At 69.5% G+C, this 14,953-nt stretch carries 12 protein-coding genes and 1 pseudogene; 8 read left to right on the top strand and 5 right to left on the bottom strand.

Annotation, left to right across the window (positions count from 1 at the left end; all coding sequences use genetic code 11):
* Positions 1–240: 240 nt before the first annotated feature.
* The 3 genes from J2728_RS00690 to J2728_RS00680 are packed head-to-tail and all read right to left on the bottom strand — an operon-like array spanning position 241 to position 2,478.
* Complete coding sequence (locus J2728_RS00690; RefSeq protein WP_309995147.1) at positions 241–558, bottom strand: DUF3325 domain-containing protein; 318 nt, start codon at positions 556–558, stop codon at positions 241–243.
* On the bottom strand, positions 548–2,173 hold the full coding sequence (locus tag J2728_RS00685) for a PepSY-associated TM helix domain-containing protein (protein WP_309995145.1): 1,626 nt from the start codon (positions 2,171–2,173) through the stop codon (positions 548–550). The genes J2728_RS00690 and J2728_RS00685 overlap by 11 nt, the downstream gene beginning before the upstream one ends.
* Positions 2,170–2,478 carry a hypothetical protein gene (locus tag J2728_RS00680; protein WP_309995144.1) on the bottom strand — a complete coding sequence of 103 codons (309 nt, stop codon included), beginning with the start codon at positions 2,476–2,478 and terminating at the stop codon, positions 2,170–2,172. Before J2728_RS00680 ends, J2728_RS00685 begins: the two co-directional genes overlap by 4 nt.
* Before the next feature lie 89 nt (positions 2,479–2,567).
* On the opposite strand from J2728_RS00680, the gene J2728_RS00675 reads away from it, so the two are divergent.
* The 3 genes from J2728_RS00675 to J2728_RS00665 all read left to right on the top strand — a co-directional run bounded on the left by J2728_RS00675 (position 2,568) and on the right by J2728_RS00665 (position 8,405).
* Entirely contained in the window at positions 2,568–4,898 is a 2,331-nt protein-coding gene (locus tag J2728_RS00675; RefSeq protein ID WP_309995142.1) for a TonB-dependent siderophore receptor, read from the top strand.
* 535 nt (positions 4,899–5,433) lie between these two features.
* The gene (locus tag J2728_RS00670; protein ID WP_309995140.1) at positions 5,434–6,438 is read left to right on the top strand and encodes an ArdC family protein; all 1,005 of its coding nucleotides are present in this window, start codon (positions 5,434–5,436) and stop codon (positions 6,436–6,438) included.
* 143 nt (positions 6,439–6,581) lie between these two features.
* Positions 6,582–8,405: a ParB/RepB/Spo0J family partition protein gene (locus tag J2728_RS00665; protein ID WP_309995137.1), complete on the top strand. Its 1,824-nt coding sequence runs from the start codon at positions 6,582–6,584 to the stop codon at positions 8,403–8,405.
* Between the two features lie 199 nt (positions 8,406–8,604).
* Here the strand turns inward: J2728_RS00665 and J2728_RS00660 are convergent.
* Positions 8,605–9,219 (bottom strand): annotated as a pseudogene (locus tag J2728_RS00660) (hypothetical protein); the annotation flags it as partial.
* On the opposite strand from J2728_RS00660, the gene J2728_RS00655 reads away from it, so the two are divergent.
* The 5 genes from J2728_RS00655 to rlxS all read left to right on the top strand — a co-directional run bounded on the left by J2728_RS00655 (position 9,154) and on the right by rlxS (position 13,281).
* A complete protein-coding gene (locus tag J2728_RS00655) occupies positions 9,154–9,483 on the top strand; it encodes a DUF736 domain-containing protein (protein WP_309995135.1) in 330 nt (109 codons plus the stop codon). The pseudogene J2728_RS00660 and the gene J2728_RS00655 overlap by 66 nt on opposite strands.
* 191 nt (positions 9,484–9,674) lie before the next feature.
* Positions 9,675–9,926, top strand: coding sequence for a helix-turn-helix domain-containing protein (locus tag J2728_RS00650; RefSeq protein ID WP_309995133.1), 252 nt, complete (start codon positions 9,675–9,677; stop codon positions 9,924–9,926).
* Positions 9,919–10,443 carry a S26 family signal peptidase gene (locus J2728_RS00645; RefSeq protein ID WP_309995131.1) on the top strand — a complete coding sequence of 175 codons (525 nt, stop codon included), beginning with the start codon at positions 9,919–9,921 and terminating at the stop codon, positions 10,441–10,443. Before J2728_RS00650 ends, J2728_RS00645 begins: the two co-directional genes overlap by 8 nt.
* Positions 10,431–11,042, top strand: coding sequence for a lytic transglycosylase domain-containing protein (locus J2728_RS00640; protein WP_309995129.1), 612 nt, complete (start codon positions 10,431–10,433; stop codon positions 11,040–11,042). The genes J2728_RS00645 and J2728_RS00640 overlap by 13 nt, the downstream gene beginning before the upstream one ends.
* A 253-nt stretch (positions 11,043–11,295) precedes the next feature.
* Positions 11,296–13,281, top strand: a complete 1,986-nt coding sequence (rlxS, locus tag J2728_RS00635) for a relaxase/mobilization nuclease RlxS (RefSeq protein ID WP_309995127.1) — start codon at positions 11,296–11,298, stop codon at positions 13,279–13,281.
* Between the two features lie 118 nt (positions 13,282–13,399).
* Here the strand turns inward: rlxS and J2728_RS00630 are convergent, their stop codons facing one another.
* Positions 13,400–14,770 (bottom strand): Fic family protein, encoded by a 1,371-nt coding sequence (locus J2728_RS00630; protein WP_309995125.1) that lies wholly within the window; start codon positions 14,768–14,770, stop codon positions 13,400–13,402.
* Positions 14,771–14,953 lie beyond the last annotated feature (183 nt).

The raw sequence follows: 14,953 nt of genomic DNA, 5'->3' as shown, positions 1-14,953 counted from the left end.
CAAATTCAAAGGCCCCTGTCGCCCCGATCTCTTTCACGCTCAGGCCGTACAGTCAGGAGGTCAGCGCCTCGTCTTTCCACGACAGGCCAGCGGCCACCCCGACCGACAGCCGCTCGATCGGCTCGGACCCCACCGCAAGGTCCAGATTGATCTCCCGCCCGTCGGTCTCGCCGGAGGCGTTGATCAGATAGGCTTGTGATGGCGAGGTTTGCCGCCAAGCTGGCGATTAGGACGTCGGGATCAGAGCATCACGATGAGGACGGCGCAGACGAGGCCAACGCCGGCCAGGATCGCCGACAGCTTCGGCCGCCATGACAGCACCAGCACCAGCAGCGGCGCGGCCACGCACATCTGGGCGAACCAGGCGGTGACGCCCAAGGCCAGGCCCAAGCGCGCGACGGCGGCCATGGCCGACAGCGCCATCAGCGCCCAGCCCAGTATCCGGAGAACCCGCGGCGGGGGCAGGGCGCTCCAACCCAGGCTGCTCCCGTGTTTCTTCATAGCCAGGGCCAGGCTGGCGAAGGCGGCGTAGCTGATCAGGCCACTCTCATACGGCATCGGCGTTCTCTCGAACGGGCGCGGGCTTGGGCGTCGCGGCTCGGACCTGGCGAGCGGGCGCGAAGGAGCGCGGCTCCTGTTTGCGGGCGGCCTTCAGCGCGCCGAAGCCGCAGAGCGCGGCGACGGCCAGCATGGCCAGGTCGAAGCCGACGAACAGCCAGTCGGCGGCGGCCAGGCTGGCGACCAGTCCGCGATCGGTGGTCATGGCGTTGACGACCGGAATCGCGGCGAAGGCGACGGCCGCCAGCCCCAGGGTCTCGATCCAGGCGCGACGGGCGGGGCGTAGCAGCGAAAGCGCCGCCAGGCCGAACCAGGTCCAGAACATGGCCGAGACTTCAAGGTTCGCTCGACCCGGCAAGTCGGCGGGGATCAGGCGGTTGGCCAGCAGGAAGGCGGCCATGCCCGCCGGCAGGCAGGCGATGGCGCCGATGTTCAGGCGTTCGACCAGGCGCAGCCCGAAGAAAGGCGAATTGTTCGCCTTGCGGCGCTTGACCACCCATAGGACCTGGCCGGTCCCGACCATCGCCGCGCCGGTCAAGCCCAGAAGGAAGCAGATCCACCGCAGGGCGGGGTCGGCGAAGTGACCAAGGTGCAGACCCAGCATGACGCCGGCGGTGGATATGGCCGGGCCGGGCGGTGGCGATTTTGAGAGCTGTTGGCCGCTCGCGCCTGAGAAGGTGATCGAGTCCGGCCGCGCGTTCAGACGGCTGGCCGTGGTGCGCAGAACCGTCACCGTGGCGGCCGCGTCGTTTGGATTGCGGATCACGATGGTGCGGGGCCGATCGCCGCCCCAGGCGCGCGCGGCGGCTTGGATCATCGGACCCACCGGTCGCAGCGGCGCGGCCTGCCCCGACGCCTTGCCTTCCGCCGGCGCGCCGTAGGCCGCGGCCGTGAAATCCTCGAACCGCTTGAAGTTCGCCTGGGCGGGCCAGGGCATGTACATCGCCACCAATGTGATCAGGCCCGTGTAGGTGATCATGGCATGAAACGGCAGGGCCAGCACCGCCGAGGCGTTGTGCGCGTCCAGCCAGCTGCGCTGGCCCTTGCGCCAGCGCAGGGTGAAGAAGTCCGCGAAGATGCGCTTGTGGGTGATCACGCCGGAGATGATCGCCGCGAGCATGAAGATCGCGCAGACCCCGGCCAGCCACCGCCCCCACGGATGGGGCAGTTGGAGTTGGAAGTGGAACCGGTAGAAGTGCTCGCCGCCCTTGGTGTCACGGGCCGTCAACGGCTGACCAGTGAACGGGTCTAGCTTCAGTTCGGGACGACGCGGCGCTGGCTTGGCGGGGTTGGGCTTGGCGCGGGCGAAGACCCGGGTCACCCCGGTGCGCTCATCGGGCAGATAGATGAACCACTGCTGGTCGCCCGGCGAGGTCGCCTGCAGGTGGTTGATGGCCGCTTGGGCTGCCTGCTCGGCGGAGGCGCGGGTCGAGCGCAACTCGGGCTGCATCCAGCGGGTGATCTCCGGCCGGAAGTAGCTGGCCGTGCCGGTCAGGAACATGGCGAACAGGATCCAGCCCGCCAGCAAGCCGAGCCAAGCGTGAATCCAGGCCATCGACTGGCGAAGACCCCGGACGGTCGGGGAGCTCTCATTCGGGTTCCACCTGATGTTCAAGGCCTGACTCCGAGCAGCAGAACCGCGCCGCCGGCCAGCAGCGCCGCGCCCCACAGCACGGCCGCCACATGGACCAGCCGACGCGCGTGGAAAGCCCACAGGCCGAGCCCGGCCAGCAGCGGGAACGACACGATCATGCCCCAGGCCGAGGCCTCGGCGGGCGGTCCGGGCAACAGCCTGGCCAGCAGCGAGGACAAGGCCGCGGCGGCCGCGTACCCGCCCACCAAGGCGGTGAGTCCACGCGCGGTCATCCGCGCCGCGCCAGGCCAGGCGCCGGTCTTTCTCGGCTGTCGATCGTGACTCACGCGCCCTCCAGAAGCTGGCTTGCGTTTAACGGCTCGCCTCTATAGTTGCAACTAATTCGCAATCTTAATATACTCTGTAAGGGGCGTTCATGATCATCCGTTCTAAGTCCGCGCGCGGCGCGACCGCCGGCCGGGAGGCCTGGAAAGGGCTGGCCATCACGTTGGCCGCCGCCGCCGCGTTGCAGGGGCTGTGCGTCGGCGCGGCCGGGGCGGATGAGGCCGACGGCGATCCAAACGCCGTCGAGAGGGTTGAGATCACCGGCCTGAAGGCGCGTCGCGCCGCCGCCGGGACCAAGACCGAGACGCCGCTGATCGAGACGCCCCAGAGCATCACCGTGATCGACGGCGCGGAGTTGTCGCGCCGCAACGTGCAGTCGATCAACCAGGCGCTGGGTTTTGTCGCCGGCGTCGCCCCCAATCAGCGCGGCGGCATGGTCACCCGCTATGACCAGTTGGTGATCCGGGGCTTCGCGCCGGGCGTCTTCCTGGATGGCATGCGTCTGATCGCTGGGCCGTACTCGACGCCGCAGATCGACTTCAATCGCATCGACCATATCGACATCGTCAAGGGCCCCGCCTCGGTGCTTTACGGCAACGCCACGCCGGGCGGCCTGGTCAACCTGGCCAGTAAGATGCCCGAGGAGGGCCGGTTTGGCCGCGTGGAGGGCCAGCTGGGCAACTACGATACGCGGCGCGTGGCGGCGGACCTCAACACGCCGCTGGACAGCCAGGGCAAGTGGCTGGGCCGCCTGGTCGCGGGCTGGCAAAAGGGCGACGGCCTGACCCAGGGGACGTTCAGCGAACGCTTCCACGTCAGTCCGATGGTGACCTTCGAGCCCACCGCCGACACCAGCCTGACCCTGGTGGCGGCCTATCAGGAATCGCCCAGCGGCGGCGGCTATTCCGGGGTTTCGGCCTATGGCTCGGTGCTGGCCAACCCGTTCGGCAAGCTGCCGCGCGACATCAACACCGGCGATCCAGGCTATGAGCGCTACGACCACAAGGCCAAGTCGCTGGCGGCCTTCTTCCGCCGCGACCTCAACGAGCACCTGACCTTCCGCTCCAACGCCCGCTTCCAGAACAACACGCTGTCGTATCGCCAGCTGTATGTCGCCGGTTTCGCCACGACCGGGACGGGCGCGAACCGCAACACCGACTATTCGACCATCATCCGCGGCGGCGGCGGCGCGGACGAGGACTTCAACACCCTGACGCTGGACAACCAGCTGAGCGGCCAATTCTCGACTGGCGTCGTCAAGCACCAGGTGCTGGCCGGTTTCGACTATCAACGGATCACCGGCGAGAACTTCCAGCAGTTCAACACGGGCCAGACCAGCAACCCGCAGACCAGCATCCCGAACCTGAGCCTGTTCGCCCCGACCTATGGCGGGACCCTGCCTAGCTTCGATCTGAAGACACTGTCGTCGGCCTATGTGAACACCTACACTCGGCGCGAGCAGAAGGGCCTCTACGCTCAGGACCAGATGTCGATCGGTCGGCTGCGGCTGATCGCCAGCGGCCGCTACGACTGGTACGAGCAAGTCACCGACAACAAGAAGACCGCAACCAGCAGCACGCTTAAGCAGAACGCCTTCACCATGCGGCTGGGCGCGCTCTATGAGCTGGGTCAAGGCCTCGCGCCCTATGTCAGCTATTCGGAATCGTTCGAGCCGCAGGCGGGGACCACCTGGCAGGGTGAGGCCTTCGTGCCGGTGACCGGCCGACAGATCGAGGGCGGCGTGAAGTACCAGCCCAAGGGGACGTCCGCCCTCTTCACCCTGGCCGCCTATGAACTGGAGCGCCAGAAAGTCCCGGTCGCCGATCCGCTCGCCGGCACGAATGGGATTCCCAGCACCTCGCAGGTGCAGATCGGCGAGGTCCGGGTGCGCGGCGTCGAACTGGAAGGTCGCGGCGAGGTCGCGCGCGGCCTCGGCGTGGTCGCCGCGGTCAGCTATACGGACGCGATCATTACCCAGGGCGCGCCCGCCGTGGCGGCGACCGCCACCAATAGCGGCACGCCCACGACGACCGGCACGCGTCAACTGGGCGTTCCCGAGTGGGGCGCCTCGAGCTTCGTCTCGTATGATTTCGGCCGTGGCGGATGGGCGACGGGGGCGCTGGCCGGCCTGCGGCTGGGCGCCGGCGTTCGCTATGTCGGCGGTTCGGACGGCACGACGACCTACGCCGTGATCAATAACGTCACGAAGTTCCGGCGCTTCCGCACGGACGGCTTCGTGCTGGTGGACGCGCTGATCGGCTATGACCTGGGCCAGGTCTCGGCGCGTCTGAAGGGCTGGGAGGGCGCGCTGAACGCGGCCAACCTGTTCGACAAGACCTATGTCTCGGCCTGCCCGTTCAACAACAGCTGCTACTTCGGCGCGGCGCGGACGGTCACGGCGACGCTGCGTTACAGCTGGTAGGCCTGGGCGGCTGGCGACTCCACGTCACCGGCCGAACAGTCCGTCGCCTGTAAGCGTTCGTCGCCATTCGCGAATGGCGATCGTGGTATCGCCGCGATGCTGACGATGGTCCGATAGGTCTGGGCGTCGCGATCGCGCCGCTATCGATCACAGAGTTAGCGCTGGTGATCGTGCTGGCGCCGATTGGCTATTACCCAAGATCTAGATTGGAAACGGCGTCGGGGGGACGGGCCCTTCCAGCCTCTGTGTTTCCGGGGGCGCGAGGGGGCGACAACCTGAGGCGCCGCATAAGGCCATCGCGCTGCGCGCGATGACTCTCTTGCTTTTCCTTTCCCCTCCAAGCGGGGTGGGCGGCGAGCCGGTCTAGGCCCGCCCGACGGGGCGCCAAGCCGGCCTTTGGCCGGCTCCTCCACTCACGTTGCGGCCCTTCGGGTGACGCCCCGCCTTGCGGCGGGCCTAGCCGGCTTTCGTCGCCGCCCACCCCCCTTTCCGGGGAAAGGACGTGGGGTTTTGGGGCGGTGATGGAGGCTCGCTCATGCGCCCGTCCGCTCCCTCCCGCCGGTCCGCGACCAAGGCCGCGCCGTCTCGGCGGCCTTCCGCCGCCCGGTCGGACGTCAGTCTCTATGACGAGGTCACCGGCAAGATCATCGCCCAGCTGGAGGCCGGCCGGTTTCCCTGGGTCCAGCCTTGGGGGCGGCCGCGAGGCCCGGCCCTGGCCTTGCCCCGCAACGGGCTCACCGGCCGCCGCTATTCGGGGGTCAATATCCTGCTGCTCTGGGGCGCGGTCATCGAGCAGGGCCATCCCTCGCAAGGCTGGGTGACCTTCCGCCAAGCCCTGGCCGCCGGGGGCGCGGTGCGACGCGGCGAGCATGGAACCACCGTCGTCTTCGCCGACCGCTTCACGCCCAAGGCCGAGCAGGAACGCGCCGCCCGCGATGGCGATGAGCCCGGCCAAGTCGCCTTCCTCAAGCGCTTCAAGGTCTTCAACCTCGCCCAATGCGAAGGGCTGGAAGGCCTCGACAAGGACCCGGCGCCGGTCCCCGAACGCCAGGTCGTTCCCGTCGCCGAGGCGCTGATCGCCGCCACGGGCGCGGACTTCCGCATCGGCGGGGCGCGGGCCTACTACGCCCCGGCTCTCGACTACGTGAGGGTCCCGCCGCAACCAGCCTTCACCGACCAGATCAACTATTACCGCACCGCCTTCCACGAGCTAACGCACTGGACGGGGCATCCCTCGCGGCTGGCCCGTGATCAGTCCGGCCCCCATGGCGGCAAGGCCTATGGGCGCGAGGAGTTGGTCGCCGAACTGGGCGCGGCCTTTGTTTGCGCCAGCCTTGGGATCACGCCCACCGTGCGCCACGCCGACTATCTGGGCGCGTGGCTGGAGACCCTGCGCGAGGATAATCGCGCCATCTTTCGCGCCGCTTCCCAGGCCTCCAAGGCCGCCGACCTTCTCTTGAGCTTCCAGGCCGACCCCGGGCCACCGCCCGCCCAAACAGAAGCGCTGGCCGCGCCCCTCGCTGTGTCCCAGGCCGCCTGACCCCGCCCTTCCAGCGTCGGGTTCGCCCGCCGCTGGTCGATCGCGCCAATCCCGGCGCAACGCCGACCTCGCCCCTGGCCTCAACGGCCCTTGGGCGACGTCATCGGCGGGGTCGGCTTTCCTTACCGACTGGAGCCTTTGTCATGAAACTCGCCTTCGCCGACCCCCGCAACATGACCATCTCGCCGCTCAACATGCGCCATGGTCGCCCCGCGCCCGATACGAGCGACATCGACGCCTCGATCCGCCAGCGCGGCGTTCTCCTGGCCCTCCTCGTCCTGGAGAAGGTCGAAAACGGCGCTGTCGTTCCTGGCCGTTTCGAGATCGTCGCCGGGCGGCGGCGCTGGTTCGCCGCCATGGCCGCGATCAAGGCCGGCGTCGATATCGACCCAGTGCCGATCGGCATCCTGGAGCCGGGCGATGACGCCGCCGCCATCGAGGCCTCGCTAATCGAGAACCTGCAGCACCTGCCGCCCGACGAGGTCACCTGCTGGGAGACCTTCGCCAAGCTGATCAAGAAAGGCCGAACGCCCGAGGAGATCGCCGCCACCTTCCACATGAGCGACGCGGTCGTGCGGCGCACCCTGGCGCTGGGCAATCTCCTGCCGCGCCTGCGCACGCTCCACCGCCAGGAGGCCATCGAGGTCGCCACCGTGCGGCTGATGACCCTGGCCACCAAGGCCCAGCAGCGCGAATGGCTGGCGCTGTTCGACGATCCCGACCAGCGCGCGCCCACCGGCGCCCAGCTCAAGGCCTGGCTGTTTGGCGGCGCGCCGATCGCGACCAAGAGCGCGCTCTTTTCGCTCAATGACTATCCGGGTCAAATCCGGGGCGACCTCTTTGGCGAGGACAGCTACTTCACCGAGCCAGACCTCTTCTGGCACCATCAGAACGCGGCGGTGGCCGCCCGCCGCGACGCGCTTTTGGCCGACGGCTGGAGCGGGGTCGAGGTGCTGGAGATCGGCAAGCCCTTCGACGCCTACAACCATGTCCGCGCGTCGAAAACCGAGGGCGGCAAGGTCTATATCGCCATCCATTCGCGCGGCGATGTCACCGTGCATGAAGGCTGGCTGTCGACCAAGGAGGTGAGGCGCGCCCAGGCCGCCGCCGCCAAGGCCGCGCGCGGCGAGGCGGGGGAGACGAGCGCGGGTTCGGAGCGGGCCGAGGTCACCAGCGCCCAGCAAAACTATATCGACCTGCACCGCCACGCCGCTGTCCGGGCCGTGCTCGCCGACCATCCGGGCGTGGCTCTGCGCCTGCTCCTCGCCCACGTCGTGGCCGGGGCGCGCCACGTCCAGGCCAAGGTCGATCCGCGCAAAGCCGCGTCGGAGGCCATCGCCGCCAGCCTCGCGGCGTCGCCCGGCGAGGCGGCTTTTCGCGCTAGGCGCGCGGCGGTCGCCGCCCGCGTCGGGCTCTCCGGCGACGGCGACATCGTCGGCGCGCGGCGTCCAGACGGCGCGACGGGGCTCTTCGCCAAGCTGCTGTCCTTGCCCGACGCCGACGTCCTGGCGTTCGCCGCCGTGGTCATGGGCGAAACCTTGGCCGCCGGAAGCGCGGAAGCCGAGGCGGCGGGACTCTGCCTGAAGGTGGACATGGGCGCCTTCTGGAGTCCCGACCAGGCGTTCTTCGACCTGATCCGCGACCGCGAGGCGATCAACGCCATGCTCGCCGAGGTCGGCGGCAAGAAGGTCGCCGACGGCAATGTCGGCGAGAAGATCAAGACCCAGAAGGCCATCCTCCGCGACTTCCTGGAGGGGACCAACGACCGGCCCAAGGTTCAGCGCTGGACGCCCAAGTGGCTGACCTTCCCGGCGGGGGCCTATACCGGCCGGCCCTGTCCGATGGCCGAACGCGGCAAGGCCGTCGCGCCGCTGCTGCGCCGCGTACGGCCCCCGGTCGAGCCCGCCCCGGTCCCGGACGTCGCCCTGACGTGCGATCCCAACCCGGCCATCCTCGCGGCCGAATGAACCTGGTGACCTTGGAGCGGCCCGCTCCGCCTAGCCCGCCCCCGCGCCACGCGCGGGGGCGGGCTAGGCGTGGCGAAGAGGCGGGCGAGCAAGGCCCCGCGCCGGGCTCCGCCGGGACGGGTCGCCGCCGGCCCGCGGAGTTCCAGATCATGGCGTGGACGTTGTCGTCGTCCTGGCCGGCGGCGCGGCCGAGATTGACCTTGTAGGCGCGCGGGCCAAGGTCGGGATGGGCCAGGGTCAGGCTGACATACGTCTCGCCGGAGACCTGGCCGATGTTGTCCCAGCCGGCCCCGATCTCGGCGCCGACGCGCTCACCCGGTCGCCAGGATAGGCGGGCGAGGGCTCGGCGCCGATGGGGCCTAGGATTTGAAGCGGCCGCCGCGCGCGCGGCGCGGGCCCCTGTAGGCGCCGGCTTCGGGGTTGAGGGCGGGGCAGCCCACGACAGCGGCCATGGCGGGGTCCTTTCGCGGCCTCCACGTCGCCGACGAACCCACGACGATGGCTTGAACCCTATGGACGGCCCGGCCCGCCAAGAACCGTCGCGCGGGGCTTTTTTCCCCGCCGCGCCCCCCAAGGGGACGCGGCTCCTCGCGGCCGCTTCGCTTTCAAAAAAGCCCCGCGCTCGGGTCCTCCGCCGCGCTGCGGCCCTCCGGCCAAGGCCTCCGGGTCCTGGCGGTCCGGCCCGTCCATCAGGGGCGCCGGTCGCCGGGGATCGGCCCCGACGCCAAGACCTTGAAGGAACTCCGCCATGTCCACCGTCATGGGCTACCTCACCCTCAACCCCGAAACCGGCGCCTACAGGGGCCCGCTCCACACCCTCAATATCCGCACCGAGATCGACGTCGTGCCCGTCCGCGCCAAGCTCTCGCCCGCCCATCCCGACTACCGGGTGACGGCTTCGGGCGTCGAGATCGGGGCCGGCTGGGACAACATCGGCCAGGTCTCCGGCGAGACGTATGTCAGTCTGACCCTGGCCCATCCCGACCTTGGCCCGCGCGCCTACAAGGTCAATCTCGGCCGCGCCGCCGGTCAGGACGACGACAACGTCTACGCCATGATCTGGAACCCCGAAGGCTGACGCCGACCCCGCCCCCGCGCCACCCGGCGCGGGGGCTTGCTCGCCCGCCAAGACCGCAAGGCAAGAGGGGGAACGATTTTCCCGAGGGGCGTTTGCGTACGTCCCGCCCGCGCCGTCGTCCCGGTTTGCTCGCTCCGGCGCGGCCAAAGCCCTTCGACCCGCCGCGTCCAGGAACACGAAGGAGCACGGCGATGATGGACCAAGAGGATGCGATCAATCGGGCCGCCCGCGCGCGCAAGGGCAGCCCGTTCCTCAACACCGCCCAGGCGGCGCACTATGTGGGCCTGGCCGAGCGCACGCTCGAAAGCATGCGCGGCCAAGGCGAGGGACCGGCCTTTCGCCGCCACGGCCGCTTCATCCGCTACCACATCGACGACCTCGACGCCTGGTCCAGGTCCAGCGGCCAGCCGCGCACGGTCGCGGCCGAGACGCGCCATGTCTAGCCGGGACCGCGTGATGGTCGCCGGCGGCCTGGCGCTCGTCGCCCTGGCCGCGCCTATGCGCCTTGATCCAGCGCCGCGCCTGGTGTGGAACGCCACGGCGAGCGCGCCGGTCGGGCTCTGGGCGATCACGCCCGGCGCGCCGATCGCGGCCGGCGACACGGTCCTGGCCCTCGCCCCCGAGCCCGCGCGGCGCCTGGCGGCGGCGCGGGGCTACCTGCCGTTCAACATCCCGCTGCTCAAGGCCGTGGCGGCGATCGAGGGCGACACCGTCTGCGCTGACGGACACGTCGTCCGGGTCAATGACGCGGTGGTCGCCATCGGCCGCCCGCGCGACGGACAGGGCCGCCCGCGCGACGGACAGGGCCGCCCGCTGCCAGGCTGGCGCGGCTGCGTGCGCCTCACGGAGGGCGCGGCGCTGTTGATCAATCCCGCCCCGGACTCGTTCGACAGCCGCTATTTCGGGCCGGTTTCAGGGGCGGCGATCATCGGTCGGGCAAGACCCCTATGGCTGCCCTGATCGCCCCGCCCGTGGTCGTGGCGGACGCCGCGACGGCGTCGCCGCGCGTCGAGCGATGGCGCGTCTGGATCGCTGAGGCGGCCGCGCGCTTTGACGTTCCGCGGGCCTGGATTGTCGCGGTGATGACCGCCGAAAGCGGCGGACGCACCCACATCGGCGGCGCGCCGATCACCTCCAAGGCCGGGGCCATGGGGCTGATGCAGGTGATGCCAAGGACCTACCGGATGCTCGCCGCGCGCCACGGACTGGGTCCTGATCCGCATGATCCGCGCGACAATATCCTGGCGGGCGCGGCCTATTTGGCGCAGATGCGCGCGCGGTTCGGATACCCCGGCGCCTTCGCCGCCTACAACGCCGGTCCCACCCGCTACGCCGCGTTCCTGCGCGAGGGGCGGGCGCTTCCGGCCGAGACACGGGCCTATATCCGCACGCTTTCGGGCCTTGCGCCAACCCGCGACACTCCGCCCGCGAGCCTGGCTGGGACGCGGCTTTTCTTTCCCTTGGGCGCGGTGTCCCAGGCAAGGCCAGGCGATGCGCCGCCGCCGATCTCGCCGCTGTTCGCGCCGTTGTCGGCCGGGGCGAGCGAGGCTCGGCGATGAGGGGCGATAGAGGCTTGGGGCAAGCTTGGCCTTGGAGGGAGCGAAGGCAAGCTTGGCCTTGGAGGGAGCGAAGGCAAGGTAAAGCAATGGCGCCAACGCTGCGCTCTGTCGGCCCAAGGCGTTGTCTGCACATCGTTTTTCCGGCGCTCGGCTTGGCGCCGCTAAGGCAGGTTTGGCGCCGGTGTGGTCTCAAGGCCCCGAGATCGCACGGGATTTTCTGGCGCCGCTCGCCGCCTGCCGCTCGGGTGCGTCGGTGAGTGGGGACGACGAGTTCGAGCCGCGGCTGGGCAAGCCGCGGGCGGCTGGCGGACGGGCCAAAAGCTATGTCTCGCGCGTGCTCGGCGCGGCGATGCTGGCCAGCGGCGGACGGTTCGGCCGCGCGTCGGGGCGGACGGGCTTCACCGGCGCGCGCATCGGCCGGGGCGCCGGAGTCGCGGCGGTCCTTGCCACAGGGGATCATCGCGCTGGGCTGCGAAGCCGTCGTGTGGTCATCAAGATCTCGACGCCTAGACTGTCTGGAAAAGGCCTCGCCACCGCCCGCGCCCATCTTCGCTACATTCAGCGCGATGGCGTCACGCGCGAAGGGCTACCTGGCCAGCTCTATGGGGCGGACACCGACCGCGCCGACGGTCGCGCCTTTCTTGATCGCGCTCAGGCCGGCGGCGACGCGCGGCAATTTAGAATGATCGTCTCGGCCGAGGATGGCGCGCGGTACGACGATCTCAAGCCGCTGACGCGGCGGTTGATGCGGCAGGTCGAAATCGACCTGGGAACACGGCTCGACTGGGTGGCGGTGGACCACCACAACACCGGCCATCCCCACACCCATGTCTTGATCCGGGGCCGCGATGAGAGGGGCCGTGACCTGATCATCGCCAAGGACTATCTGACGCGCGGCCTGCGCGAACGGGCCCAGGATCTGGTCTCCTTCGATCTTGGCCCGATCTCCGACCAGGAGATCGTCGCGCGCCTGACGCGCGAGGCGAAACAGGAGCGTTTGACCAGTCTCGACCGCAGGCTGCTCGCCGCCGTCGACGAGGATGGGTTGGTCTCGCCGCGCCACGGTGATCCGCTGCAATACGCCGCCCGCGCCGGCCGCCTTCAGACGCTGGCCCGGCTGGGGCTGGCGCGCGAGGTCGCGCCGACCCTCTGGCGACTGGACGAGGGGCTCGAGGCGACGTTGCGGACCCTGGGCGAGCGCGGCGACATCCAGAAGACGCTCTACCGGGCCCTGGCGGAGGCTGGGGTCGAGCGGGCGGCCAGCGACCAGGTGGTCTTCGAGCCTAGGGCGCCCGGCCAACGCCCGCTGGTGGGGCGGCTGGTGCGGCGCGGACTTTCCGACGAGGTCGGCGATCGGCATTTTATGATCATCGATGGGTGCGATGGCCGGGCGCACTATATCGACATCGGCAAGGGCGCGGCCACCGAGATGATCCCCGACGACGCGGTGGTCCGCGTCTCGCCGCGCTCGGTGGAGGCCACGGTCGCCGACCAGACGGTGGCGGAGGTCGCCAGAGCTAACGGCGGCCGCTACAGCCTTGATCATCATCTGGCCCACGACCCGGCCGCGACGGCGGGGTTCGCGCAGGCGCATCTGCGACGGCTCGAAGCGCTGCGGCGCGGCGGGGCCGGTGTCGAGCGCGGCGCGGATGGGACCTGGACCGTTCCCGCCGACCATCTCGCGCGCGCCGCCGCCTTCGAGCGCAGGAAGGCTCTGGACGCGCCGGTGGTGGTGGAGGTGCTTTCGCCGCTGTCGGTCGAGCGCCAGGCCAGCGCCTTGGGGCCGACCTGGCTTGATCGCGAGCTGTTGTCGCAGGCCCCCGAGCCGTTGCGCGACGCGGGCTTTGGCCGCGCGGCGCGCCAGGCCCTGGCCCAGCGGCGTCAATGGTTGCTGCAGCAGGACCTGGCCGAGCAAGACGGCGAGCGGATCCTATTGCGGGCCGGGCTGATGCGGCGGCTGGAGGGGATGGAGCGCGCCGACATCGCCCAGGCCATCGCGGCCGAGACGGGACTTCCCTACGCGGCGGCCCGCCAGGGCGACCGGATCGAGGGCGTCTTGCGGCGACGGATCGACCTCAATAGCGGGCCGATGGCCCTGGTCGAGAAAAGTCGGGAGTTCACGCTGGTCCCGTGGCGACCGGTGTTGGAGGGGCGGGAAGGGCGGGTGGTGACGGGCGTGGTGCGCGGCGCTTCGATCAGCTGGAGCTTCGGACGCGAGCGAGGGCCGTCGGTGTCGTAGCGACAACCGATTTGAGTTGTTGCCGCGACTATAATTAAAATCGGCTGTGCGATCAGAAGCGAAAGGCGGGCTCAACAAGCGATTGTGCAGCGGCCTGTTGCCAATCCAGAAAGCGCCGTCACGCATCCCAGATCTTGCGCCAGGCCACGTACTGGCTCGGGCGGATCTGGTAGCGTGCGAAGTTGCCCTCGTGCAGCGCCAGAAGTTCGGTTTCGGCGACCTCCACCAGCTGCTCGCGCGTCTCCGGTTCGACCAGGACCTGGGCCTGCGCCCGGATATAGTCGGCGGCCTCGACGCGGCCGAGGCCGCGGCGGATGACCTGGCTAATCAGGTCGCGGAGCGCTTGGCGATGGCGCAGCCGGAAAGGATCGGGCTCGCCGACCGATTGGCGAACGGCCGCGTAGCGCGCGGCCGAGCGCTCATAGGCCCAAAGGAATACGTCCTTCAGCAGGTCGGTCTCCTGGCGCTCGTAAACCGCCAGCATGGCTTGGGCGTAGAGATCGTCCGGCACGTCGGTGAATGACAGCGGGGCGAGGTTGGCCCGGACTAGGGGGATATTGGCGGCCAGGCGCGAGACGCGTTTGTTCACGTCGTCAAAAGGCTGCAGGTAGGGCAACTGCGCCATGACGAAGAAGGCTTGCTCGAATGGGTCGGTGATCGCCTCGGCGCTGGCCAGCAGTTGGTCGAAGCACTCTTCGATCAACTGCGGCGTCTCAAGAGGATGGAAGACCGAGCGCTCGATGCCCACGGCGATATGGCGCAGCCGCCCGACCGCCTGCGGATCGGCCAGAAGGTTGTTGGCCAAAAGGGCGTGCAGGTTGAGGATCGTGTAGCGGTTGAAGCCGATGTCGTCGGCCGACTGGACAAGAAACTCGATGGCGTCCTTGTGGTTCAGGATCATCTGGGCTTCGCGATGAGCCCGGCCTTCGGCTTCTTGGCCAAAGTCGATAAGGCGGCGCGTGTCCAGCAGCGAGTAGGTGTTGCCTTCCAGGCGGCTGGAGTTCCAGGCCAGATCGATCAGTAGTCGGTCGAGGATCCGCTTGGCGTAGGTTCCCGCCGGCGCGGCGTCGCCTTCGTGGGCGCCGATCCGGGCCAGCCGTTCGCGCTCGCCGGCGGCAAGGTAGAAGGTCTCGTTGGGGCGATAGGCTTCGAGAAAGGCGCGGTCGTAGCCGACGGGCGTGCGGGCCGCTACGGGCTGGCGCACGTAGTCTAGGGCCGCGCGACCCGTAGGCGAGATCGGCACGACCTCGGCAGGCGGCGCGGGGCCGTCCTGGCGCGGGGCGGCGATGGTATAGCGCGCCGAGCGCCTGTTGCCGCTCATCCTGAGCTCGCCGGTTTCGACGAGGCGTTGCAGTCGATATTGCAGCGTCCGCCGCACCGTCTTCTCACCGAGCGCCGTGGTGATCTCGCCGAAGGTCAACCCGGCGGGCGCCGCGGCGACGGCCGCCAGGATCGCTGGGATTAGATCGTTTGAGGCGGGGCGTGACATTGCGCAAATATAGTTGCGCAATGGGCGTTTGCGCAACTCGTGTTGTTTTATGCGCAAGGGTGGCAGGCCTTTGCGCAAATTTTGTTGCGCAAAAAGGCGCGGCAAGCCGACCGTCCAGCTCGGCAAGGTCCTGGCCGTCCTCCTGGCGGCGGGTCTGGACCTGCGAGTCGTCGAGCGCGGCGC

Origin of the sequence: Caulobacter segnis (assembly GCF_031454995.1) — a bacterium.
Lineage (GTDB): Bacteria > Pseudomonadota > Alphaproteobacteria > Caulobacterales > Caulobacteraceae > Caulobacter > Caulobacter segnis_E.
Note: the sequence above shows the minus strand (reverse complement) of the source record. Positions and strands in the feature narration are given on the sequence as shown.

Coding starts and splice junctions, on each gene's coding strand:
- J2728_RS00630 (WP_309995125.1), bottom strand. CDS start 14,770: ATGTCACGCCCCGCCTCAAACGATCTAATCCCAGCGATCCTGGCGGCC.
- J2728_RS00665 (WP_309995137.1), top strand. CDS start 6,582: ATGAAACTCGCCTTCGCCGACCCCCGCAACATGACCATCTCGCCGCTC.
- J2728_RS00650 (WP_309995133.1), top strand. CDS start 9,675: ATGATGGACCAAGAGGATGCGATCAATCGGGCCGCCCGCGCGCGCAAG.
- J2728_RS00690 (WP_309995147.1), bottom strand. CDS start 558: ATGCCGTATGAGAGTGGCCTGATCAGCTACGCCGCCTTCGCCAGCCTG.
- J2728_RS00655 (WP_309995135.1), top strand. CDS start 9,154: ATGTCCACCGTCATGGGCTACCTCACCCTCAACCCCGAAACCGGCGCC.
- J2728_RS00675 (WP_309995142.1), top strand. CDS start 2,568: ATGATCATCCGTTCTAAGTCCGCGCGCGGCGCGACCGCCGGCCGGGAG.
- J2728_RS00670 (WP_309995140.1), top strand. CDS start 5,434: ATGCGCCCGTCCGCTCCCTCCCGCCGGTCCGCGACCAAGGCCGCGCCG.
- J2728_RS00645 (WP_309995131.1), top strand. CDS start 9,919: ATGTCTAGCCGGGACCGCGTGATGGTCGCCGGCGGCCTGGCGCTCGTC.
- J2728_RS00640 (WP_309995129.1), top strand. CDS start 10,431: ATGGCTGCCCTGATCGCCCCGCCCGTGGTCGTGGCGGACGCCGCGACG.